This window comes from Streptomyces sp. NPDC047880 (assembly GCF_040706515.1).
GTDB lineage: Bacteria > Actinomycetota > Actinomycetes > Streptomycetales > Streptomycetaceae > Streptomyces.
Genome location: NZ_JBEZOK010000002.1, coordinates 107,518 through 127,811 on the forward strand (window position 1 = coordinate 107,518; position 20,294 = coordinate 127,811).

At 71.7% G+C, this 20,294-nt stretch carries 19 protein-coding genes and 1 pseudogene; 8 read left to right on the plus strand and 12 right to left on the minus strand.

The window, feature by feature from the left end:
* Positions 1-6: 6 nt before the first annotated feature.
* The 10 genes and pseudogenes from AB0937_RS04375 to AB0937_RS04420 all read right to left on the minus strand — a co-directional run bounded on the left by AB0937_RS04375 (position 7) and on the right by AB0937_RS04420 (position 9,902).
* A complete protein-coding gene (locus tag AB0937_RS04375; protein WP_366709420.1) occupies positions 7-1,524 on the minus strand; it encodes a family 43 glycosylhydrolase in 1,518 nt (505 codons plus the stop codon).
* Positions 1,521-2,366, minus strand: coding sequence for a PmoA family protein (locus AB0937_RS04380; RefSeq protein ID WP_366709421.1), 846 nt, complete (start codon positions 2,364-2,366; stop codon positions 1,521-1,523). Before AB0937_RS04380 ends, AB0937_RS04375 begins: the two co-directional genes overlap by 4 nt.
* Positions 2,363-3,526, minus strand: coding sequence for a Gfo/Idh/MocA family oxidoreductase (locus AB0937_RS04385; RefSeq protein ID WP_366709422.1), 1,164 nt, complete (start codon positions 3,524-3,526; stop codon positions 2,363-2,365). The genes AB0937_RS04380 and AB0937_RS04385 overlap by 4 nt, the downstream gene beginning before the upstream one ends.
* A gap of 20 nt (positions 3,527-3,546) precedes the next feature.
* Positions 3,547-3,729, minus strand: a pseudogene (locus AB0937_RS04390) (pectate lyase); the annotation flags it as partial.
* An 86-nt stretch (positions 3,730-3,815) separates the two neighbouring features.
* Positions 3,816-4,685: a carbohydrate ABC transporter permease gene (locus AB0937_RS04395; protein ID WP_366709719.1), complete on the minus strand. Its 870-nt coding sequence runs from the start codon at positions 4,683-4,685 to the stop codon at positions 3,816-3,818.
* A 23-nt stretch (positions 4,686-4,708) separates the two neighbouring features.
* Entirely contained in the window at positions 4,709-5,644 is a 936-nt protein-coding gene (locus tag AB0937_RS04400) for a sugar ABC transporter permease (RefSeq protein ID WP_366709423.1), read from the minus strand.
* A gap of 185 nt (positions 5,645-5,829) precedes the next feature.
* Positions 5,830-7,560: an L-arabinonate dehydratase gene (gene araD, locus AB0937_RS04405; RefSeq protein WP_366709424.1), complete on the minus strand. Its 1,731-nt coding sequence runs from the start codon at positions 7,558-7,560 to the stop codon at positions 5,830-5,832.
* Positions 7,557-8,468 carry a dihydrodipicolinate synthase family protein gene (locus tag AB0937_RS04410; protein ID WP_366709425.1) on the minus strand — a complete coding sequence of 304 codons (912 nt, stop codon included), beginning with the start codon at positions 8,466-8,468 and terminating at the stop codon, positions 7,557-7,559. Before AB0937_RS04410 ends, araD begins: the two co-directional genes overlap by 4 nt.
* Entirely contained in the window at positions 8,465-9,124 is a 660-nt protein-coding gene (locus AB0937_RS04415) for a GntR family transcriptional regulator (protein ID WP_366709426.1), read from the minus strand. Before AB0937_RS04415 ends, AB0937_RS04410 begins: the two co-directional genes overlap by 4 nt.
* 178 nt (positions 9,125-9,302) lie before the next feature.
* Complete coding sequence (locus AB0937_RS04420; RefSeq protein WP_366709427.1) at positions 9,303-9,902, minus strand: TIGR03086 family metal-binding protein; 600 nt, start codon at positions 9,900-9,902, stop codon at positions 9,303-9,305.
* Positions 9,903-10,045: 143 nt separating this feature from the next.
* Between AB0937_RS04420 and AB0937_RS04425 the strand changes: the two genes are divergently transcribed.
* Together AB0937_RS04425 and AB0937_RS04430 are read left to right on the plus strand one after the other, a co-directional pair.
* A complete protein-coding gene (locus tag AB0937_RS04425) occupies positions 10,046-10,501 on the plus strand; it encodes an SRPBCC domain-containing protein (protein WP_366709428.1) in 456 nt (151 codons plus the stop codon).
* An 88-nt stretch (positions 10,502-10,589) separates the two neighbouring features.
* Positions 10,590-11,828 carry an MFS transporter gene (locus AB0937_RS04430; protein ID WP_366709429.1) on the plus strand — a complete coding sequence of 413 codons (1,239 nt, stop codon included), beginning with the start codon at positions 10,590-10,592 and terminating at the stop codon, positions 11,826-11,828.
* On the opposite strand, the gene AB0937_RS04435 is transcribed toward AB0937_RS04430, so the two are convergent.
* Together AB0937_RS04435 and AB0937_RS04440 are read right to left on the minus strand one after the other, a co-directional pair.
* A complete protein-coding gene (locus AB0937_RS04435; protein ID WP_366709430.1) occupies positions 11,765-12,931 on the minus strand; it encodes a hypothetical protein in 1,167 nt (388 codons plus the stop codon). The two genes, AB0937_RS04430 and AB0937_RS04435, sit on opposite strands and share 64 nt — an antisense overlap.
* Complete coding sequence (locus tag AB0937_RS04440) at positions 12,928-13,869, minus strand: 5-dehydro-4-deoxyglucarate dehydratase (RefSeq protein WP_366709431.1); 942 nt, start codon at positions 13,867-13,869, stop codon at positions 12,928-12,930. The genes AB0937_RS04435 and AB0937_RS04440 overlap by 4 nt, the downstream gene beginning before the upstream one ends.
* A gap of 286 nt (positions 13,870-14,155) precedes the next feature.
* Between AB0937_RS04440 and AB0937_RS04445 the strand changes: the two genes are divergently transcribed.
* The 6 genes from AB0937_RS04445 (at position 14,156) to AB0937_RS04470 (ending at position 20,247) form a co-directional block, all read left to right on the plus strand.
* Positions 14,156-14,965, plus strand: coding sequence for an NAD(P)-dependent oxidoreductase (locus tag AB0937_RS04445; protein ID WP_366709432.1), 810 nt, complete (start codon positions 14,156-14,158; stop codon positions 14,963-14,965).
* A 316-nt stretch (positions 14,966-15,281) separates the two neighbouring features.
* Entirely contained in the window at positions 15,282-16,049 is a 768-nt protein-coding gene (locus AB0937_RS04450) for a DeoR/GlpR family DNA-binding transcription regulator (RefSeq protein ID WP_366709433.1), read from the plus strand.
* A 79-nt stretch (positions 16,050-16,128) separates the two neighbouring features.
* A complete protein-coding gene (locus tag AB0937_RS04455; protein WP_366709434.1) occupies positions 16,129-17,502 on the plus strand; it encodes a sugar ABC transporter substrate-binding protein in 1,374 nt (457 codons plus the stop codon).
* Positions 17,499-18,440, plus strand: a complete 942-nt coding sequence (locus tag AB0937_RS04460) for a sugar ABC transporter permease (protein WP_366709435.1) — start codon at positions 17,499-17,501, stop codon at positions 18,438-18,440. Before AB0937_RS04455 ends, AB0937_RS04460 begins: the two co-directional genes overlap by 4 nt.
* Positions 18,437-19,261, plus strand: a complete 825-nt coding sequence (locus AB0937_RS04465; protein ID WP_366709436.1) for a carbohydrate ABC transporter permease — start codon at positions 18,437-18,439, stop codon at positions 19,259-19,261. Before AB0937_RS04460 ends, AB0937_RS04465 begins: the two co-directional genes overlap by 4 nt.
* On the plus strand, positions 19,258-20,247 hold the full coding sequence (locus AB0937_RS04470) for a zinc-dependent alcohol dehydrogenase family protein (protein ID WP_366709437.1): 990 nt from the start codon (positions 19,258-19,260) through the stop codon (positions 20,245-20,247). Before AB0937_RS04465 ends, AB0937_RS04470 begins: the two co-directional genes overlap by 4 nt.
* The last annotated feature ends 47 nt before the right edge of the window (positions 20,248-20,294 follow it).

Here is a 20,294-nt window from a genome sequence, read left to right on the forward strand (position 1 = left end):
GGTGGGTTACAGGTCGGTGATCCGGAAGCGCGTGAACGTGGCGGCGCCCGCGTGTCCCGTACCGACGGGTGCGAGGGCGAAGAGGCCGAGCAGGGCGCCGACCCAGCGCCAGGGGGTGGCCGCGAACACGGGCCCCGAGGGGATGGGGCCGTCGCCGAGCTCGTAGGAGAAGCGGCAGCGGGCTCCGGTGCCGGTCTCGATGCGGAGCCTGACGCGCCCCTCGGGTGCGAGGCACGGGTCGGCCGCGTCGCGCTCCCGCTCGGCGACCCCCTCGGCGAACCGGTGCACGAGGTGGACCGTGCCGTCGGCCCCGCGCTGGAGGCCGATCCAGCCGAACGCGTCCCCCAGCACCGCGAGTCCGGCACGTGCTCCCGGCTCCTCACTGTGCAGGCGCAGCTCCACCTCGGCGGCGGAGGGGGCGCCGGGCAGCCGCTGGGTCAGGAGGTTCGGGAGTTTCCGCAGGTCATGGGTGTCCGTCGAACGGACGCAGGTCAGCCGGAGTCCGTCCCCGGAGTGCTGGGTGGCCCAGCCGTCTTGGGGGTTGGCCGTCCACTGCCACTGGCGTCCGAACCGCCCGCCGGGGAAGTCGTCGTCGGTGGCGGGTGCCGCCGGCGGCTGCGGCGGCAGGTCCGGCCGCTCGTGCACGGCGACGGGGGCGCCGCCGTCCCCGAGCACCGGCCAGCCGTCCGCGCCCCAGCGCATCGGCTGGAGGTGGACGACCCTGCCGTACGCGCCGCGCTGCTGGAAGTGCAGGAACCAGTCCTCACCGGACGGGGTGCGCACCCAGCCGCCCTGGTGGGGGCCGTTGACGTCGGTGTCCTTCTGCTCCAGGACGATGCGCTCCTCGTACGGCCCGAAGAAGCCGCGCGAGCGGAAGGCGCCCTGCCAGCCGGTCTCCACGCCGCCGGCCGGGGCGAGGATCCAGAACCAGCCGTCGTGCCGGTAGAGCTTGGGGCCTTCGAGGGTGAACCAGCCGGGTATGCGGTCGCCGTCGACGATGACCTCGCCCTCGTCCAGCAGACCGGTGCCGTCGGGCCGCATCCGGTGGCCGGTGAGGCGGTTCTTGACTCCGGAGCGGGACTTGGCCCAGGCGTGGACCAGATAGGCCTCGCCGGTCTCGTCGTCCCACAGGGGGCAGGGGTCGATGAGGCCCTTGCCCTCCTTCAGCAGGTGCGGCCGGGTCCAGGGGCCCCTGATCCGGGGGGCGTTGATCTGGAAAACGCCCTGGTCGGGGTCGCCCCAGAAGATCCAGAAGCGTTCGTCGTGGTAGCGGAGGGAGGGGGCCCAGACGCCGCAGTCGTGGCGCGGGGTCGCGAACTGCTCGGCGGGTTCCAGGCGTTCGAGGGCGTGGCCGACCAGGGTCCAGTTGACCAGGTCCCGGGAGTGCAGCAGCGGCAGGCCGGGGACGCGGCCGAAGCTGGAGGCGGTCAGGTAGAAGTCGTCGCCGACGCGGACGACGTCCGGGTCGGACCAGTCGGCGTCGAGGACCGGGTTGCGGTAGGTCTCGGAGGACTCGGGGATCACGGGTTCACCGCCTTGCGGACGAGGGCCGCGGCGGCGTCCCGGTCGAGACGGCCGTCGGCGACGACGGTGACCACCCGCCGCACCACGGTGTCGCCCGGCGGGAGCGGCACGCGCTCGTCGTGGGCCAGGGACGAGCCGACGCCCGGGTACTCGCCGGTGCGCACGAACCACGGGTCGCGCCGGGTCCGTTCGGTGGCGCCGGCGAAGACCAGCGTCCAGGTGCCGCCCCGCAGGGCGAGCCAGTCGGCGGGGCGGCCGTGGACCTTCTCCTCGCCGTCGGCCCCGGCCGTGAAGACCTCCGGCGCGGAGGGCTCCTTGCGGGCCCGCCAGAAGAACCCTCCGTAGGCCGCGCCCGGGCGCCCGTTGGTCGCGGGGCTGCCGATCGACAGCGGGCTCCCGGTGACGTTGGTGAGGGAGAACGTGAGGTCCAGGGCCCAGGCCCGGTCGGTGAGTTCGGTGGCCGCGACGGTACGGCGTTCGCGCAGCAGCTCGCCGCCCGCGGCCACCCAGCGCAGCTCCTGGACGAAGCCGTCCGGGTCGCGCAGCTGGAAGGCGACGTGCCGCTGCGCGCCGTGGTTGCCGAGTTCGGTCGGGCCCCGGTCGCGGACGTAGGTGCGTCCGCCCCAGAAGTTGAACCCCTCGACGTCGGGAACGGCGACACCGACGCCGAGGTGGTGTGCGTGGTCGGCGGGGCTCAGTTCGGTGACCGCCGTGCCGGCCAGGGTGGTGACGGGGTGCAGGTAGGGGCGCGGTGAGAGCCGGGCCGGCAGCTCGGGCCGGGTGACGTAGCGGCCGACCGGCCGGCCCGCGACGCGCAGGACCGTGGTGCCGTTGCTGGTCATGGGGTGCTCACCTCGTTCGACGGGTGCGTCCAGGGGGCGCCGAGCTCGGAGTAGAGGGAGAGGGTGTCGGCGGCTGCCGCGACGAGCCCGTCGATGCCGGGGACGACCCGGCGGTTCTCGCCGGGGACGCGGTGCCAGGCGGTGTCCGGCAGGGGCTCGGGGTCGGGGGCGGTGCGGATGGCCTCGACGACCTTCATGAAGGCGCCGGTCTCCTCCGGTGGGACGACCAGGTCCGCGCCGGTGGTGAGGTGGTCGACGAGGTTCTCCAGCAGGTCGGTGCGGCCGTGGTCGGACTCCTCCGGACCGTGTCCCGCGCGCTGGAGCAGCACGCGGTCCTGCTTGTACCAGAAGGTGATCCGGCCGCTGCTGCCGTGCGCCAGGACGTACGGCTCGTCGGCTTCCTCGGCGCACAGGGTCGCGGCGACGGTGACCGGGTGGCCCTGCGCGGTGGTGATCCGGACGCAGGAGGTGTCGTCGGACTCGATGGCGTTGGCGCGCAGCAGCTCGGTCTCGATGCCGGTGACGTCCTCGGCGCGGGTGCTGCCGCCCAGGGCGAGGGCGGTGGCGACGGCGTGGGCGAGGGGGTTGGTCAGCGCCCCGTCGATCACGTCGACGCCGTTCAGCCGCCGCTTGCCCGCCCAGGGGGCCCGCTTGAAGTAGTCCTCGTCGCGCACCCAGGCACCGGCCCCGCCGAGGCCGACGAGCCGTCCGATCGCGCCCTTCTCGATCAGCTCGCGGACGGCCGTCAGGGCGTGCGACCCCAGCGACTGGAAGCCGATCTGGCAGACGACTCCGGCCGCGGCCACCCCGTCGGCCATCCGGCGGAACTCGGCGTAGGAGGGGGCGGGCGGCTTCTCCAGGAGGAGGTGCACTCCGCGTGCGGCCGCCGTGAGCGCGAGGTCGGTGTGGGTCGGGATGGGGGTGCAGACCACGGCGATCCGCGCGCCGGTGGAGTCCAGCAGGGCTCCGAAGTCGGCGGACTGCTCGGGGGTGCCCAGGTCGCCGAGCTCCTCCTCGGTCAGCGGCGTCAGTTCGCAGACGCCGACGAGCCGTACGAGGCCCTGCCTCTGGAGCCGGCGGATGTTCTCGACGTGCCAGCGGCCGTGGCCGCGGGCACCGGCGAGGACGAGGGGCAGCGGAGTGCTCGAGGGGGTGCTCATGGCGTCGATGATGCGGCCGGTCACCGGAGCCTCCCCGCACCCGCGCCGCGGGCCACGGCCCGGTCGGCCTCCCGGGCGTCGTCGATCCGCCCGTGCAGCACGGGCGTCCAGCCGACGTCGGCCGTCAGGTCGCGCTCGCTGCGGAAGTGGCAGGCGTTGTGGATGACGAGCAGGTCGACCGGGAGGCCGTTGGCCGGGAGGGTGTCGCGGCCGACGTCGCGGGTCTCGGCCCGGGCGGGGATGCTCAGGACCCTCAGCAGCAGGCCGGCCAGGGCCATCTGAAGCGATCTCATCCCTTCACCGCCCCCGCGCTGAACCCGGTGATCAGCCACTTCTGGATGAAGGCGAACACGATCACGACCGGCACGGCCGCGATGATGCCGCCGGCGGCGAGCGCGCCCAGGTCGACGCTGTCGGCGCTCATCAGGGAGTTGAGGCCGACGGGGATCGTCTGCTTGTCCTGGTTGTTGAGGAACATCAGGGCGAACAGGAAGTGGTTCCAGGAATGGACGAAGGCGAACGAGCCGACGGCGATCAGACCGGGGCGCAGCAGCGGCAGCACCACGATCCGGAAGGCCGTCATGCGGTTGCAGCCGTCGACCCAGGCCGCCTCCTCCAGGGAGTACGGCACGTTCTTGATGAAGTTGCTGATCAGGATCATCGACAGCGGCAGCTGGAAGACCGTCTCGGCGAGGATGACGCTGCCCAGCGAGTTGATCATCTGCAGTTCGGCGAAGATCTCGAACAGCGGCACCAGCAGCAGCGCGCCCGGGACGAACTGGGAGCACAGCAGGGCCAGCATGAACGCCCGCTTGACCTTGAAGTCGAACCGGGCGAGGGCGTAGCCGCCGGCCAGCGCGACGAGCGTCGTCATGAGCAGGGTGGCGACGCCGACGAGCACACTGTTGGTGAAGTAGGTGCCGAAGCTGCGCTCCGTCCAGACCTTGTCGAAGTGCTCGAAGGTGATCGGCCAGGGGACGAGCGAGGTCGACCCGGCCGGGCGCAGCGAGAAGAGCAGGATCCAGTAGAACGGGATGAGCGTGAAGAGGAGGTAGATGCCCAGGGGCAGGTAGATCTGCCAGCGGGGTGCCTCGTCCCAGGCCCGCCGGCTCTTGGTGGGGCGCGGCGGTTCGGGAGTGGCGGGCACGGGGGCGGGCACCGTCTTGGTGGCTTCCTTGACGCTCACTTGCTCTCGCCTCCGAACTTGCTCAGGCGCAGGTAGACCATCGAGCAGAAGAGCAGGATCACGAACGCCACCGTGGTCAGGGCCGACGCGTAACCGAAGTTGTGGGCGTCGACGGAGGTGTTGGCGATGTACAGCGGCAGCGTGGTCGTCTCGCCCGCGGGTCCGCCACCGGTCAGGGTGTAGAGCAGGTCGACGTTGTTGAACTCCCACACCGCGCGCAACAGCGTGGACAGGATGATGGCGTCCTTCAGGTGCGGCAGCGTGATGTGCCAGAACTGCTTGATGCGGCTGGCGCCGTCGACCTCGGCGGCCTCGTAGAGGTCCTTCGAGACGGACTGGAGGTCGGCGAGGATGAGGATCGCGAAGAACGGCACCCCGCGCCACAGGTCGGCCACCACCGCCGCCGGGAACACGGTGGAGGTGTCCGAAAGCCAGCTGGTGCCGTACGAGCCGATGCCCAGGTCAGCGAGGTAACGGGTGATGCCCGTCTGGGAGTTGTAGAGCAGCACCCAGATCGCGGAGGTCAGTACGCCGGAGACGGCCCACGGGGAGAAGACCAGGGCGCGTCCGAGACCCCGGCCCACGAAGGTCTGGTTGACGATCAGCGCCAGCGCGAGACCGAACAGCAGTTGCAGGCCGACCTCGACGACGACCCACTTGGCGCTGAAGACCAGGGTGTCCCAGAAGACGGGATCCTTCGTGAAGGCGTGGACGAAGTTGTCGAAGCCCGCGAAGCCGTTCCGCCACGGCTTGGTGGGGTTGTAGTTCTGCAGGCTGTAGTAGAAGACGCTGATGACCGGGTAGGCGATGAAGCCCAGCATGAGCAGGGCGGCCGGCGCGATCAGCAGGTACGGGAGCCTGCGCGGCGTGGCGGAGGCCCGGCGCCGCCGGGGTGGCGCGGGCGGTTTCGCCACGGCTGCGGCTTGGGCCATGACAGGGTCTCCGATCTCGGTACGGTCGTACGGGAAGCGCTTTCTCAATGTGCGGGAGTCCGTCCGGAAGCGCGGTACGGGGTGCCTCTTGCGGTGGTGTGGCTGGTGCGGACGCGTGGTGCTCTGCCGCGCCGACGCGGCGCAGCCGCATGTCGATACAGCACCGCGCCCCTGAGTGGGACGGGTCAACCGGCGTAAGGATCCGGAGCCTTGCCCGGTCTCGCCAGGAACTCGAAGTCGCAGCCTGTGTCCGCCTGGGTGATCTGGTCGTTGTAGAGGGCGCCGTAGCCTCGCTCGTAGCGCGTGGGCGGGGGCGCCCATTCCTTGCGGCGAGCCTCCAACTCATCTTCACGCACGTTGAGCTGGAGCGTCCGGGCCTCGACGTCCAGGGTGATCGAGTCGCCGGTGCGGACCAGGGCCAGCGGCCCGCCGATGTACGACTCCGGCGCGATGTGCAGGGCGCAGGCGCCGTAACTCGTGCCGCTCATCCGGGCGTCGGAGATCCGGACCATGTCCCGCACGCCCTGCTTCAGCAGGCGGTCGGGGATGGGCAGCATGCCGTACTCGGGCATGCCCGGGCCGCCCTTGGGCCCGGCGTTCCGCAGCACCAGCACGCTGTCGGCGGTGATGTTCAGGTCCGGGTCGTCGATGGTGCGCTGCATGGTCTTGTAGTCGTCGAAGACGACCGCGGGACCGGTGTGCTTGAGCAGGTGGGGATCGGCGGCGATGTGCTTGATGACCGCGCCGTCCGGGCAGAGGTTGCCGCGCAGCACGGCCACCCCGCCCTCGGCGGCGACCGGGTTGCCGCGGGTGCGGATGACCTCGTCGTCGTGGACGACGGCACCCTCGATCTGCTCCCCCAGGGTCCCGTTGACGGTGGGCCGGTCCAGGTGCAGCAGGTCGGTGATCCGGGAGAGGAAGGCGGGCAGACCGCCGGCGAAGTGGAAGTCCTCCATGAGGTACGTCTGTCCGCCGGGCCGGACGTTCGCGAGCACCGGCACCGTGCGGGCGATGCGGTCGAAGTCGTCCAGGGTGAGCTCGACTCCGGCCCGTCCCGCCATGGCGATCAGGTGGATCACCGCGTTGGTGGAGCCGCCGAGCCCGAGCACCGTGGTGACGGCGTCCTCGAAGGCCTCGCGGGTGAGGATCCGGGACGGCTTGAGCGCGGTCCAGGCGAGTTCCACGGCGCGCCGCCCGGAGGCGGCGGCCATCCGCTCGTGCCCGGAGTCGACGGCCGGGATCGAGGAGGCGCCCGGCAGCGTCATGCCGAGGGCTTCCGCCGCCGCGGTCATCGTCGACGCGGTCCCCATCGTCATGCAGTGACCGGGTGAGCGGGCCAGGCCGCCCTGCAACTCCCGCAGTTCGCAGTCGGTCAGGTTGCCCGCGCGGTGCTCGTCCCAGTACTTCCACATGTCGGTGCCGGACCCGAGGGTCTCCCCGCGCCAGTGGCCCGGCAGCATCGGCCCCGCGGGCACGAAGAGGGACGGTACGTCGGCCGAGGCGGCGCCCATGAGCAGCGCGGGCGTCGACTTGTCGCAGCCGCCGAGCAGCACCGCCGCGTCGATCGGGTACGACCGCAGCAGTTCCTCCGTCTCCATCGCGAGCAGGTTGCGGTAGAGCATCGGGGTCGGCTTCTGGTACGTCTCGGAGAGCGTGGCGACCGGGAACTCCAGCGGGAAGCCGCCGGCCTGCCACACCCCCCGTTTGACCGCCTCGGCCCGCTCACGCAGATGGACGTGGCAGGGGTTGATGTCGGACCAGGTGTTCAGGACGGCGATGACCGTGCGGCCCCGGTACTCCTCCGCCTCGTAACCGAGCTGGCGCATCCGGGCGTTGTGCGACCAGGTGCGCAACTGGCCCTCGGCGCCGTACCACTGGTGGCTCCTGAGCTCCTCGGGCGACAGGCGGCCGGTCATATCGACCACCCCGCGGCGATCGCGGCGACCTCGGCGCGCTCGCTCTCGGGCAGTGCCCTGCTCGGCGGGCGGACCTCGCGGCGGCACAGCCCGAGGGAGGCGAGGGCCTCCTTGACGACGGTGACGTTGTTGGCGGAGCCGCCGGCGGCGCGCAGCTCCTCGAAGCGGCGGATCTGCTCCCAGACCTTCATGGCGGCCGGGTAGTCGCCGGCGCGCAGGGCCTCGATCATGTTCAGGGAAACGGCCGGGGCGACGTTCACCAGCCCCGAGGTGAAGCCGGTGGCACCGGCGGAGAAGTAGGAGGGGGCGTACGGCTCGGCGAGTCCCGCGACCCATACGAACCGCTCCAGACCCGCGTCCCGGGCGAACGCGGCGAACCTGGCCGCGTCGGGGACGGCGTACTTCACCCCGATGACGTTCGGGCAGTGGTCGGCGAGTTCGGCCAGGCGGGCGCCGGTCAGCTGCGCGTCGCGGATGTACGGCACGACGCCCAGCTCGGGCACGGCCTCGGCGACGGCACGGTGGTAGTCGACCCAGCCGGCCTGGGAGACGTAGGGGTGCACGGGCTGGTGGACCATCACCATCTGGGCGCCGAGCTCCCGGGCGTGCCGGGCGGAGTCGACGGCGGTGGGGACGTCGTGCCCGACGCCGACCAGGATCACGGCCCGTTCGCCGGCCTCGTCGATCGTCAGCTCCGTGACGAGCCGGCGCTCCTCGGGGGTCAGGGCGTAGAACTCGCCGGTGTTGCCGTTCGGGGTGAGGGTGGTGACGCCGCCGTCGAGCAGGCGGCGCAGCAGGGCCCGGTGGGTGTCCCGCGCGATGGAGCCGTCCTCGGCGAACGGGGTCACCGGGATCGCCACCACGTCGGCCAGGGCCGCCCGCTGGGTCTCGAACGCCACGCTGCTCATTCCTGTCCTTCCTGCTCCAGTGCCGCCTCGGGGAAAGCGCGCTGCACGAAGGACGCGATGTGGGCGTGCAGGGCACGGGCCGCACCGTCGGCGTCGCCGTCGAGGGCTAGCCGGAGGATCTCCCGGTGCTCGCCGGCCTCCCGTTCCCAGGAGGGCGACGCGGCCCAGGCGACGGCGGAGACCAGGGCGGCCTGGTCGCGGACCTCGTCGAGCATCCGGCCGAGCAGGGGGTTGCCGCACGGCAGGTACAGGGCGCGGTGGAACTCCCGGTTGGCGAGGGAGCGTTCGGCGGTGTCGGCGGCGGCGTCGGCCCGGGTCAGCGCGTCGCGGGCGGCGTCCAGGGAGGCCCCGCGCTGCACGGCCCGCCGCAGCGCCTCGGGCTCCAGCAGCAGCCGTACGTCGTAGACCTCGCGCGCCATGTCCGCGTCCACCAGGCGCACGGTGACGCCCTTGTACTGACTCATCACGACCAGGCCGGTGCCGGCGAGGGTCTTGAGCGCCTCGCGCACCGGGGTCTTCGACACCCCGAACTGCGCGGCGAGCTCGGTCTCGACCAGCGCCTGCCCGGGCGTCAGCTGCCCGGTGAGGATGCGGTGTTTGATCCCCTCCAGCACGTACTGCGTGCGGGAGGGGATCGGCGTGGGCACAGAGGTCATGCGCGCCTCTCGGATCTCGCGTCCCGGGGGATCGCGTATCGGATCTCGCGTATCGCGTCTCATATATGACGTACGAAGTACGACGCGATGACGGTAGGAGGGCGCGTGGGGTTCGTCAATGCTTCCGGCAGAGGAAGGTGAAATCGCTTTCTGCCAAGGGGGGACAGGAGGGTGCGTTCTACGCGGAGCCCGCCCACCCCGGGTCCCGCCCGCTCAGCCCGATCGCACGGTCCAGCAGGGGCGCGTCCGCGTCGACGCTGACGACCGGGCCGAAGATGGCGTCGCGCCGGGGGTCGTCGACGGAGGCGGCGAGGAAGTCGTGGCAGGCCCGCAGCGCGGCCGGGTCGGGGGTGTACGGCTGCCCGGTGGCGCGGGCCAGGTCCCAGCCGTGCACGACCAGTTCGTCGGTGGCGACGAGGCCGGCGACCTCGCCGGACAGGTCCACACCCCCGGCCCGGGTCATGCCGGTCCGGGCGGCCGGGTCACGCCAGGCCTCGCCCAGTTCGGCGAGGACCCCGGGCAGCTCCTCGCGCCAGCCGGGCGGCAGCTCCGGCAGCGCGGAGCCCGGGCCGGTGCCGGTCGTGGCGCCGGGATCCTTGCGGGCGGCGTCCCGGAAGGCGGCGGCCAACCCCGCCAGGTGGCCGAGCAGATGCCGCACCGCGTACGCGGGGCAGGGCGTCGGATCGGCCAGCTGTTCGTCGGTGACGCCCGCCACGAGCTGCGCCACGGCCTCCGCCTGGGGGCCGAGGTCGAGGGTCGTCCCTGTGGTGTCGGTCATGCCTGCTCCTCAGAAGTGCGGTCCTGGGAGGTAGACCGCCGCCCGCCGCGGAACTCATCGCTCCGGAATCGTGGACCCCGGCCGGTCTTCCTAAAATGTGCATAGGGGTTGTTCCAGGCACCCACGGTGACAGGTGGTGCGTCATGGCACAGGACGGCGAGCTGAGACTGCATCTGGAGTGCGAGCTGGCGGATGAGCCCACGCGCGTGTTCCGAGAGCTGACCGAGCCCCTGGAAGTGGCTCGCTGGTGGGGTCCGGACGGGTTCAGCACCCCGAGTGTGGAGATCGACCTCCGCCCTGGTGGCGCCTACCGGATCGCGATGCAGCCGCCGGAGGGCGAGCTCTTCTACCTGGTGGGCGAATACATCGACGTGGATCCCCCGGCGGGCCTGTCGTACACCTTCCGCTGGGAAGATCCCGATCCCGAGGACCGGGAGACAGTGGTGACGCTGTCGCTGTTCGACACCGACGTCAGAAAGTCCCAGCTCATCCTCGACCAGGGTGACTTCGCCACGGAGCGGCGGCGGGCTCTCCACGAGGAAGGCTGGACTCAGGGCCTCGGCAAGCTCGGGGAGATGCTCGCCTCACAATGGGACTGATCACCGCCTCCCGCCTGACCCGCTCCGACGGGAACTAAGGCACCTTCCCGATCCGCAGGCACGGCCCTTAGTCCCACGATGGCCAGGTATGACGACCAAGACGACCTGGCCCCTCGTGCGCGTCCTGGGCGACCGCGACGCGGGGCTCTACCTCTGCGGCGTGGTGGTCTCCGGCTTCGGCACCTCGGCCCTGTGGCTGGCGTCCGGAGTGTGGGTGAAGGACCTGACCGGCTCGGACGGCCTGGCCGCGCTGTGCATGCTCGCCATGTGGCTGCCGACCCTGGCCGGCCCGCTGCTGGGCGCCCTCGCCGACCGCGGCCGCCGCAGACCCCTGCTGATCGGCGCGAACCTGCTGCTTGCCGCCCTCCTCCTCACCCTCCTGGGCGTCGGCACCCCGGACGACCTGTGGCTGCTGTACACGGTGCTGTTCCTCTACGGCGCGGCGGGCGTCGTCCACGACGCGGCCGAGTCGGCGCTCGTGGCGACCGCGATCGAGCCGTCCCTGCTGGGCGACTTCAACGGCCTGCGCATGACCGCCAGCGAAGGCATGAAGCTCCTGGCCCCGCTGGCGGGCGCGGCCCTCTACGCGGCGTACGGCGGCGCGGGCGTCGCCCTCCTGGACGCGGCGACGTTCGTGCTGGCCGCGGGGCTGTGCGCGATGCTGCGGGTGCGGGAGAGGCGGCCGGCGCGCCCCACCGGCAGCCCTCGGCGGCGCACCACGGAAGGCGCCCGGCACCTGTGGGCGCACCCCGTGCTGCGCCCCCTGGTCCTGGCGGGCGGCGTCACGATGCTGTGCGCCGGCCTGAACGGGGCCTTGGTGTACGCCGTCGTCGACGACCTCGGGCACTCCCCCGCGTACACCGGCGTGCTGTACGCCGTGCAGGGCGCCGGTTCCATCGCGGTCGGCCTGCTCTGCGGCCCCGGCCTGCGCCGGCTGGGGGCGCGGCGCTTCGCGGCGTCCGGCATCGCGCTGCTGGCTCTGGCGACGGCGCTGCGGGCGGTGCCGTCCGACCCGGTGGCGCTGGCGTGCGGCGCGGCGATCGGCATGGGGCTGCCCGCGGTGCTGATCGCCGTGCTGACGTCCGTGCAGCGCGAGACGCCGGGCGCGCTGCTGGGCCGGGTCGGCGCCACCGCCCACACCCTGGTGTACGCACCGAACGTGGTCGGACTGGCCGCCGGAGCGGCCCTGGTCGAGCTGGTGGGCCACCGGCTGGTGCTGGTGGCCCTGGGCGTGGCCCTGCTGGTGACGGCGGCCGCGCTGGGTCAGAGCCCGGCGAGGGCGGAGCGGACGGTCCCCAGGTCGTCGTCGGACGCCAGTCCGGCGTGATACAGCCGCAGTTCGGTGGCCCCTTGCCGGCGCGCCTCGGCGGCGTCGGCGGCAAGGGTGCCGGGGCTGCCGCCCATGCCCGCGACGACGGGGAAGTTGGCGGCGACGACGGCGCCCTCGCGGTCCTGCCGCGCGAAGGGCGTCAGTGTGCCGGTGCCGCCCGCGCAGGGCACCACCACACCGTCCGCCACGGACAGGATGTGCGCCGGATCGACCCCCGGGTTGGCGCCGACGTGGTACGACACCGGATCCGCGTGCAGCAGCACCTGGAAGCCGCCGGGAGCGGCCGCCCGGACCGCCGCCACGGCCTGCTCCTGGAGAGTGCGGGCGGTTTCGTCGCGGTACGCGCGCGTGGTGTGCGCGAGGGACTCGCCGAGGAGCTTCTCGATGCCCGGCCAGCCCCCGCCGGAGGGCGCCACCCCCTGCCAGACCGGCTCCAGCGCCGCCCGTACGGCGGCCGCCAGCTCGTCGGGGTCCAGGCCGTGCCGGCCGTAGCCCTCGCGGCAGGACGGGCAGAAGCACAGCGCCATCAGGTACTGTCCGGCCTCCCCGAGCCCGACGCCGCCGGTCTTGTCGTGGGCGTGCAGATGCTCCAGGCCGTACCAGCCGAGGGACTCCAGCTCGGTGCCGCGCGCCCCGGGCCGGACGGCCGCCTCGGCCGCAAGGTCGGTCAGGTACGCGCGCGTGGCGGGCTGTGCGATGCACGGCGCCCAGGGGTAGCGGTCGCCGTAGGCATTGACGACGGAGGTGCCGGGGTGCTCGGCGCCCAGGCGGGAGTTGTGCGCGAGGACGACCCAGGTGTGCACCTCCAGTCCCGCCTCGGCGAGGGCGGTGGCGGCCTCGCCGAAGGCGTCGCCGGGGGCCCAGTCACCGGCCGGGCAGGGGCGCAGCTCCCGGCCCTCCCAGCGGTCGTCCGCCGGGTACAGCACGGCGGCGTGCTCGGCGGTGACGATGCGGTGGCGCGGGTGGCGGGGCGTGAGGGCGCGCGTGGAGTGGTAGGCGGCGGCGAGCGTCACCTGCGCCACGCCGAGCGCGGCGATCCGCGCGGGTGCCTCCGGGTCGCCGTTGACGTCCCAGGGGTAGACGAATGCCGACGCCTTCACTTGGTCTCCTCCAGCAGCGCGTAGCCCCGCTCGATCACGTCGGCGAGCTGTTTCACATGGCCCTCGTCCGGTTCGTGCAGCGGGGGCCGCACCTCCCCGACGTCCAGGCCGCGCAGCCGTACACCGGCCTTGACCAGCGCGACCGCGTAGCCGCGACCCTGGGAGCGCAGCTCGACGAACGGGCGGTAGAAACCGTCCAGCAGCTTCTCCACGGTGGCGTCGTCACCGGCCCTGAGGGCCTGGTGGAAGGCGAGGGCGATCTCCGGGGCGAAGCAGAACACGGCGGACGAGTAGAGCGTGACGCCGAGGGCGCGGTAGGCGAGCTGGGTCTGTTCGGCGGTCGGCAGGCCGTTGAAGTAGAGGAAGTCGCCGGGGGCCTCGGTGCGGACGGCGCTGATGACGCGCTGCATGAGGTCGAGGTCGCCGAGCCCGTCCTTGAGGCCGATGATCCCGTCCGTGCGGGCGAGTTCCACGACCGTTCCGGGGGTGAACACGGCGTTGTCGCGCTGGTAGACGATGACCGGCAGGGCGGTCGCGGCGGCCACCTCGCGGTAGTGCCGCAGCAGTCCCTCCTGCCCGGCGACGACGAGGTAGGGCGGCATGGCGAGCAGGCCGTCCGCCCCGGCGGCCTCGGCGAGGCGGGCGTAGCGCACGGCGAGGGCGGTGCCGTAGCCGGCGCCGGCGACGACGGGCACGCGCCCGTCGGTGGCCTCGACGGCGGCCCGTACACAGGCCTCGAACTCCTCGGGTGTCAGCGCGTGGAACTCGCCGGTGCCGCAGCAGGCGAACACGGCGGCGGCTCCGGCCTCCACTCCGCGCCGGACGTGCGCGCGGAACGTGTCGAGGTCCACGGAGCCGTCGGGGCCGTAGGCGGTGACCGGGAAGAACAGCGGTCCGCTGGGGATGTCGAGTCGAGCGGCGAGCGGGGCTGACGTCACGAGCCCTCCCGGTTCCATATTCATGATTGGCGTCTATATTTCTGAACAACTCCACGCTAAGGCGCCCCCTCGGCGCCGGTCAAGCGCGCGCACCCGCGACGCACCTGCGGATTCACCCGCTCCGCGCCATACTTGACGGGTTCCGCCCCGCCTCCTTAGCGTGTCCACGCATATGAATGCCGTGTGCTCATGTGCACGCTGTCAATCAGCACGCTTTGTGATTCAGCACGCTTTGTGATCAGCACGCTTTGTGATCAGCACGGTTGGCGATCAAGGAGACCCGAGGATGCCCGCTCCCCGCACCGTCCTGCTCACCGGAGCCGCCGGCGGCCTCGGCACCCTGATGCGGGACCTGCTCCCGGCCTACGGCTACGACCTGCGCCTGCTGGACCTGCGCCCGATCGAGGGCGAGCCCGACGCGATCACCGCCGACCTGGCCGACCGGGACGCCGTGCGCGAGGCGGTCCGGGGGGTAGACGCGATCCTCCACCTCGCGGGCATCTCCCTGGAAGCCCCCTTCGAGAAGATCCTCAAGGCCAACATCGAGGGCACCTACCACCTGTACGAGGCCGCCCGTGAGGAGGGCGTCGGCCGGATCGTCTTCGCCTCCTCCAACCACGCCGTCGGCTACACCCCGCGCCCCCGGGGCGACGACCCCCTCATCCCGGTCGACACCCCGCGCCGCCCGGACACCTTCTACGGCCTGTCCAAGTGTTTCGGCGAGGACCTCGCGCAGCTCTACTGGGACAAGCACGGCCTGGAGACGGTCTCGGTGCGCATCGGCTCCTGCTTCCCCGAGCCGACCAGCGTGCGCATGCTCTCGGTGTGGATGAGCCCCGCCGACGGTGCCCGCCTCTTCCACGCGGCCCTGACCGCCGAACACGTCGGCCACACCGTCGTCCACGGCTCCTCCGCCAACACCCGCCTGTGGTGGGACCTCGGCACCGCCCGGGCGCTCGGCTACGAACCGCAGGACGACTCCGAGCCCTACGCCGAGAAGCTCATCGCCGAGCAGGGCGAGCTGCAGGACGGCAACGAGGCGCACGCCTACCTCGGCGGCCAGTTCGTGACGGACCCGCCGATCTGGCCATACTGACCGGAAAGAGTCGCCACGAGAGGCGGGCGGGCAGCGAACGGGCCCGCCCGCAGGCATATCCGGGCGCGAGCCGTGCCCCGGCCGCGGGCGCGACAGCGCCACGCCAGGGGGCGCGGGGAACAGCGTGACCAGCCACGACCAACCCGCGGCCGCCACACCACAGCACCCCCCGAACCAGGGGGCCCACCCCGCCCGAACGGGCACACGCGGGCAGCATCGGGCCCGGATCAGGCCTGGTCACCACACCCCACCCGCTGTAGAACTTTCCCCCAAGAGGCCCGAACGGGCAGACAGCACAGCAAGGCGGGTGAGCCTCATGACCAGAACCGCGGAAGAACGCCAGCGGGAAATCGTACGGACCGCCCGCACCACCGGCTCGGTCGACGTCACCACGCTCGCCACCGAGCTGGGCGTCGCCAAGGAAACCGTACGAAGGGACCTGCGCGTCCTGGAGGACCACGGCCTGCTCCGCCGCACCCACGGCGGCGCCTACCCCGTGGAGAGCGCCGGCTTCGAGACGACGCTCGCCTTCCGCGCCACCAGCCACGTCCCCGAGAAACGCCGGGTCGCGGCCGCCGCGGCCGAACTCCTCGGCGACGCCGAGACCGTCTTCGTCGACGAGGGCTACACCCCGCAGCTCATCGCCGAAGCACTCCCCCGGGACCGGCCGCTGACCGTGGTCACCGCCTCCCTGCCGGTCGCGGGCGCCCTCGCCGAGGCCGAGCACGTCTCCGTACTGCTGCTCGGCGGCCGGGTGCGGCGCGGCACCCTCGCCACCGTCGACCACTGGACGACGAAGATGCTGTCCGGCTTCGTCATCGACCTGGCGTTCATCGGTGCCAACGGCATCTCCCGCGAACACGGCCTCACCACCCCCGACCCGACCGTCAGCGAGGTCAAGGCACAGGCCGTCCGGGCCGCCCGGCGCGTGGTCTTCGCAGGCGTGCACACCAAGTTCGGAGCCGTCAGCTTCTGCCGGTTCGCCGGGGTCGGCGCGCTGGAGACGATCGTGACGAGCACCCTGCTCCCGGCCTCCGAGGCCCACCGCTACTCCCTGCTCGGGCCTCAGGTCATCCGCGTCTGACCCACCCTCCCCTGTCACCACCGGGCGCAGACACGCCCTGTTGCACCCCTTATATCCCCATATTTTCCAGGAGCGATCCATGCGAACCCAGAGCCGACGACGGCCACCGCGAGCCCCGCTCGCACTGGCCGCCGCAGGGACGCTGCTCGCCCCGCTGCTCTCCGGCTGCTGGGTCGGCGCGGGCGGGGCCGGATCCGGCGGCGACGCCATCAACGTCCTCATGGTCAACAACCCCCAGATGGTCGAGCTGCAGAAGCTGACCCGCGCCCACTTCACCCAGGAGACGGGCATCAAGGTCAACTTCACGGTCCTGCCCGAGAACGACGTCCGCGACAAGATCAGCCAGGACTTCGCCAACCAGGCCGGCCAGTACGACGTCGCCACCCTGTCCAACTACGAGATACCGATCTACGCCCGCAACGGCTGGCTGCACGAGATGAACTCGTACGTCGCCAAGGACCCGGCGTACGACGAGCGGGACGTCCTCAAGCCGATGCGCCAGTCCCTCAGCGGCGACGACGGCAAGCTCTACGGCCAGCCCTTCTACGGCGAGTCGTCGTTCCTGATGTACCGCAAGGACGTGTTCGAGAAGAACGGCCTGACGATGCCCGCGCACCCCACCTGGCAGCAGGTGGCGGACCTCGCGGCCAAGACGGACGGCGCCGAACCGGGCATGAAGGGCATCTGCCTGCGCGGCCTGCCCGGCTGGGGCGAGGTGATGGCCCCGCTCACCACGGTCGTGAACACCTTCGGCGGCACCTGGTTCGACAAGGACTGGAAGGCACAGCTCGACTCCCCGGCCTTCGAGAAGGCGACGAAGTTCTATGTCGACCTGGTCCGTGAGCACGGCGAGTCCGGCGCCGCCCAGTCCGGCTTCGCCGAGTGCCTGAACAACATGACCCAGGGCAAGGTCGCCATGTGGTACGACGCCACCTCCGCGGCCGGATCCCTGGAGGCGGCGAACTCCCCCGTGAAAGGCAAGGTGGGCTACGCGCCCGCCCCCGTCGAGAAGACGAAGTCCTCCGGCTGGCTCTACACCTGGGCCTGGGGCATCCAGAAGGCCTCCCGCAACCCCGGCAACGCCTGGAAGTTCGTCTCCTGGGCGTCCGGCAAGGGCTACGAACAGCTGGTCGGCGAACGGGTCGGCTGGTCGAACGTCCCGGCCGGCAAACGGGCGTCGACCTACGCCAACGCGGACTACCGCAAAGAGGCCGCCGCCTTCCAGCAGATGACCAAGGAGGCCATCGAAGGGGCCCGGCCCGACGATCCCGGCGTACAGCCGCGGCCCGCGCCCGGCATCCAGTTCGTCGGCATCCCCGAGTTCACCGACCTCGGCACCAATGTCTCCCAGGAGATCAGCGCGGCCATCGCCGGACGCCAGTCCGTCGAGTCGGCCCTGAAGAAGTCCCAGGCGCTCGCCGAGAAGATCTCCGAGGAGTACGAGGGACGATGACCACCACGACAACGGCCCCCGTGGCCTCCCCCGAGATACCCGCCCCCGTCCGCCGGCCCTCCGCCCGGCTGCGCGCCTGGGCCACCCGGGCCCCGCTGCTGCCCGCCCTCATCTTCATGATCGTCGTCACCCAGCTGCCGTTCGTGGCCACGCTGGTGATCTCCTTCTTCGACTGGAACGCCCTCTACCCCGACGCCCGGCACTTCACCGGCATCGAGAACTACCAGGAGGTCCTCACCGACCCGGACCTGCGCCACTCGGTGTGGACGACGGTGCTCCTCACCGTGGCGGTGGTCCTGGCCAGCCTGGTCCTCGGACTCGTCCTCGCCCTGCTGCTGGACCGGAGGTTCCGCGGCCGGGGCCTCGTCCGCACTCTGCTGATCGCGCCCTTCCTGGTGGTTCCGGTCGCGGCCGCCCTGCTCTGGAAGCATGTGCTCTACAACCCTGAATACGGCCTGCTCAATGGGTTGTTGCACTATGTGGGCGGTCCACAGCCCGACTGGATCTCCAACACCCCGCTGCTCGCCGTCGAGGCGTCCCTCGTCTGGCAGTGGACACCGTTCATGATGCTGATCCTGCTCGCCGGACTGCAGAGCCGCGACCACGAGCAGATCGAGGCGGCCCGGGTCGACGGTGCGAACGACTGGCAGATCTTCGTCCATCTGACGCTGCCGCACCTGCGCCGCTACCTCGAACTGGGCGCCCTGCTGGGCTCGATCTACATCGTCCAGAACTTCGACGCGGTCTTCACGATCACGTCCGGCGGCCTCGGCACCGCCAACCTCCCCTACACCGTCTACCAGAGCTTCTACCAGGCCCACGAGAACGGCCTCGCCTCGGCCGCGGGCGTCCTGGTGGTCATCGGCTCGATCGTCATCGCGACCTTCGCCCTGCGCGTGGTGTCGTCCCTGTTCCGCGAGGAGGTGTCCCGCGCATGAGCGTCGTACGCCGTAACGGTCTGGGCCTGCTGGCCTGGCTGGCCGGGCTCGTGTTCTTCCTGCCCATCGCGTGGATGGCGCTGACGTCGTTCCACTCGGAGTCCGACGCCGCGACCAATCCGCCCTCCTTCGCGGCCGCCCTCACGCTGGACGGCTACCGGGAGTTCTTCGGCGCAGGCGGCGGCGCCAGCCCCTGGCCCGCCCTGATCAACTCCACCGTCGCCTCCGTGGTCTCGACCCTGCTGGTCCTGCTGCTGGCCTTCCCGGCGGCCTACGCGCTGTCGATCAACCGGGTCCGCAAGTGGACGGACGTGCTGTTCTTCTTCCTGTCCACCAAGATGCTGCCGGTCGTGGCGGGCCTGCTCCCGATCTACCTCTTCGCCAAGAACGCCGGGATGCTCGACAACATCTGGCTGCTGGTCGTCCTCTACACCTCCATGAACCTGCCGATCGCGGTGTGGATGATGCAGTCCTTCCTCGCCGAGATCCCGGTCGCGGTGATCGAGGCGGCGAGGGTGGACGGGGCCCGGCTGCCCACGATCCTCGCGCGCGTGGTCGCCCCGATCTCCCTCCCCGGTATCGCCGCCACCGCCCTGATCTGCTTCATCTTCAGCTGGAACGAGCTGCTGTTCGCCCGGGTGCTCACGGGCGTGGTCGCCGAGACCGCCCCCGTCTACCTGACCGGTTTCATCACCAGCCAGGGCCTGTTCCTGGCGAAGGTGTGCGCCGCGTCGCTCGTCATCTCCCTGCCGGTGCTCGCCGCGGGGTTCGCCGCCCAGGACAAGCTGGTCCAGGGCCTGTCGTTGGGAGCCGTGAAATGAAGGCCGCCGTCATCGAGTCCGTGGGCAAGGCCGTCGTCGCCGAGGTCCCCGACCCGACGCCCGGCCCGCGCGAGGTCGTGGTCGAGGTCGCGGCCTGCGGCCTGTGCGGAACCGATCTGCACATCCTCCAGGGCGAGTTCGCCCCGAAGCTGCCGATCGTGCCCGGCCACGAGTTCGCCGGCGAGGTGGTCGGGGTGGGCACCCGGGTCACGGAACTCTCGGTGGGTGACCGGGTCGCGGTCGATCCGTCCCTGTACTGCTACGAGTGCCGCTACTGCCGTACCGGCCACAACAACCTCTGCGAACGCTGGGCCGCGATCGGCGTGACCACGGCCGGAGGGGCGGCGCGGTACGCGGTGGCCCCGGTGGCGAACTGCGTGAAGCTCCCCGACCACGTCCGCACCGAGGACGCGGCGCTCGTCGAGCCCCTCTCCTGCGCGGTGCGCGGCTACGACGTGCTCCGGTCCCGCCTCGGCGCGCACGTGCTGATCTACGGCTCCGGCACCATGGGCCTGATGATGCTGGAGCTGGCCAAGCGCACGGGCGCGGCGAGCGTGGACGTCGTCGACGTGAACCCGGCCCGTCTGGAGACGGCCCGCCGCCTCGGCGTCTCGGCGTCGGCGGCGAACCCCGACGAACTGGACCGCCCGCAGGGCTGGGACCTGGTCGTCGACGCCACGGGCAACGCGGCGGCGATCCAGGACGGTCTGGACCGGGTGGCCAAGGCGGGCACCTTCCTGCAGTTCGGCGTGGCCGACTACGCGACCCGCGTGACGATCGACCCGTACCGCATCTACAACCAGGAGATCACCATCACCGGCTCGATGGCGGTGCTGCACAGCTTCGAGCGGGCGGCGGAGCTGTTCGCGGGCGGCGTCCTCGACCCGGAGGTCTTCATCAGCGACCGCATACCGCTGGAGCGGTACCCGCAGGCACTGGAGCAGTTCGCGGCAGGAGTGGGCCGGAAGATCGTCGTCGTGCCGTAGCGGGGACGGGACCGCCACGGGCGGGGGCAGGCGAAATCCGCTGGGAC

What these genes read in the sequence shown, in the direction of transcription:
- AB0937_RS04380 (WP_366709421.1), bottom strand. Translation starts at nt 2,366, where the DNA reads ATGACCAGCAACGGCACCACGGTCCTGCGCGTCGCGGGCCGGCCGGTC.
- AB0937_RS04385 (WP_366709422.1), bottom strand. Translation starts at nt 3,526, where the DNA reads ATGAGCACCCCCTCGAGCACTCCGCTGCCCCTCGTCCTCGCCGGTGCC.
- AB0937_RS04400 (WP_366709423.1), bottom strand. Translation starts at nt 5,644, where the DNA reads ATGGCCCAAGCCGCAGCCGTGGCGAAACCGCCCGCGCCACCCCGGCGG.
- araD (WP_366709424.1), bottom strand. Translation starts at nt 7,560, where the DNA reads ATGACCGGCCGCCTGTCGCCCGAGGAGCTCAGGAGCCACCAGTGGTAC.
- AB0937_RS04410 (WP_366709425.1), bottom strand. Translation starts at nt 8,468, where the DNA reads ATGAGCAGCGTGGCGTTCGAGACCCAGCGGGCGGCCCTGGCCGACGTG.
- AB0937_RS04415 (WP_366709426.1), bottom strand. Translation starts at nt 9,124, where the DNA reads ATGACCTCTGTGCCCACGCCGATCCCCTCCCGCACGCAGTACGTGCTG.
- AB0937_RS04420 (WP_366709427.1), bottom strand. Translation starts at nt 9,902, where the DNA reads ATGACCGACACCACAGGGACGACCCTCGACCTCGGCCCCCAGGCGGAG.
- AB0937_RS04425 (WP_366709428.1), top strand. Translation starts at nt 10,046, where the DNA reads ATGGCACAGGACGGCGAGCTGAGACTGCATCTGGAGTGCGAGCTGGCG.
- AB0937_RS04430 (WP_366709429.1), top strand. Translation starts at nt 10,590, where the DNA reads ATGACGACCAAGACGACCTGGCCCCTCGTGCGCGTCCTGGGCGACCGC.
- AB0937_RS04445 (WP_366709432.1), top strand. Translation starts at nt 14,156, where the DNA reads ATGCCCGCTCCCCGCACCGTCCTGCTCACCGGAGCCGCCGGCGGCCTC.
- AB0937_RS04450 (WP_366709433.1), top strand. Translation starts at nt 15,282, where the DNA reads ATGACCAGAACCGCGGAAGAACGCCAGCGGGAAATCGTACGGACCGCC.
- AB0937_RS04455 (WP_366709434.1), top strand. Translation starts at nt 16,129, where the DNA reads ATGCGAACCCAGAGCCGACGACGGCCACCGCGAGCCCCGCTCGCACTG.
- AB0937_RS04460 (WP_366709435.1), top strand. Translation starts at nt 17,499, where the DNA reads ATGACCACCACGACAACGGCCCCCGTGGCCTCCCCCGAGATACCCGCC.
- AB0937_RS04465 (WP_366709436.1), top strand. Translation starts at nt 18,437, where the DNA reads ATGAGCGTCGTACGCCGTAACGGTCTGGGCCTGCTGGCCTGGCTGGCC.
- AB0937_RS04470 (WP_366709437.1), top strand. Translation starts at nt 19,258, where the DNA reads ATGAAGGCCGCCGTCATCGAGTCCGTGGGCAAGGCCGTCGTCGCCGAG.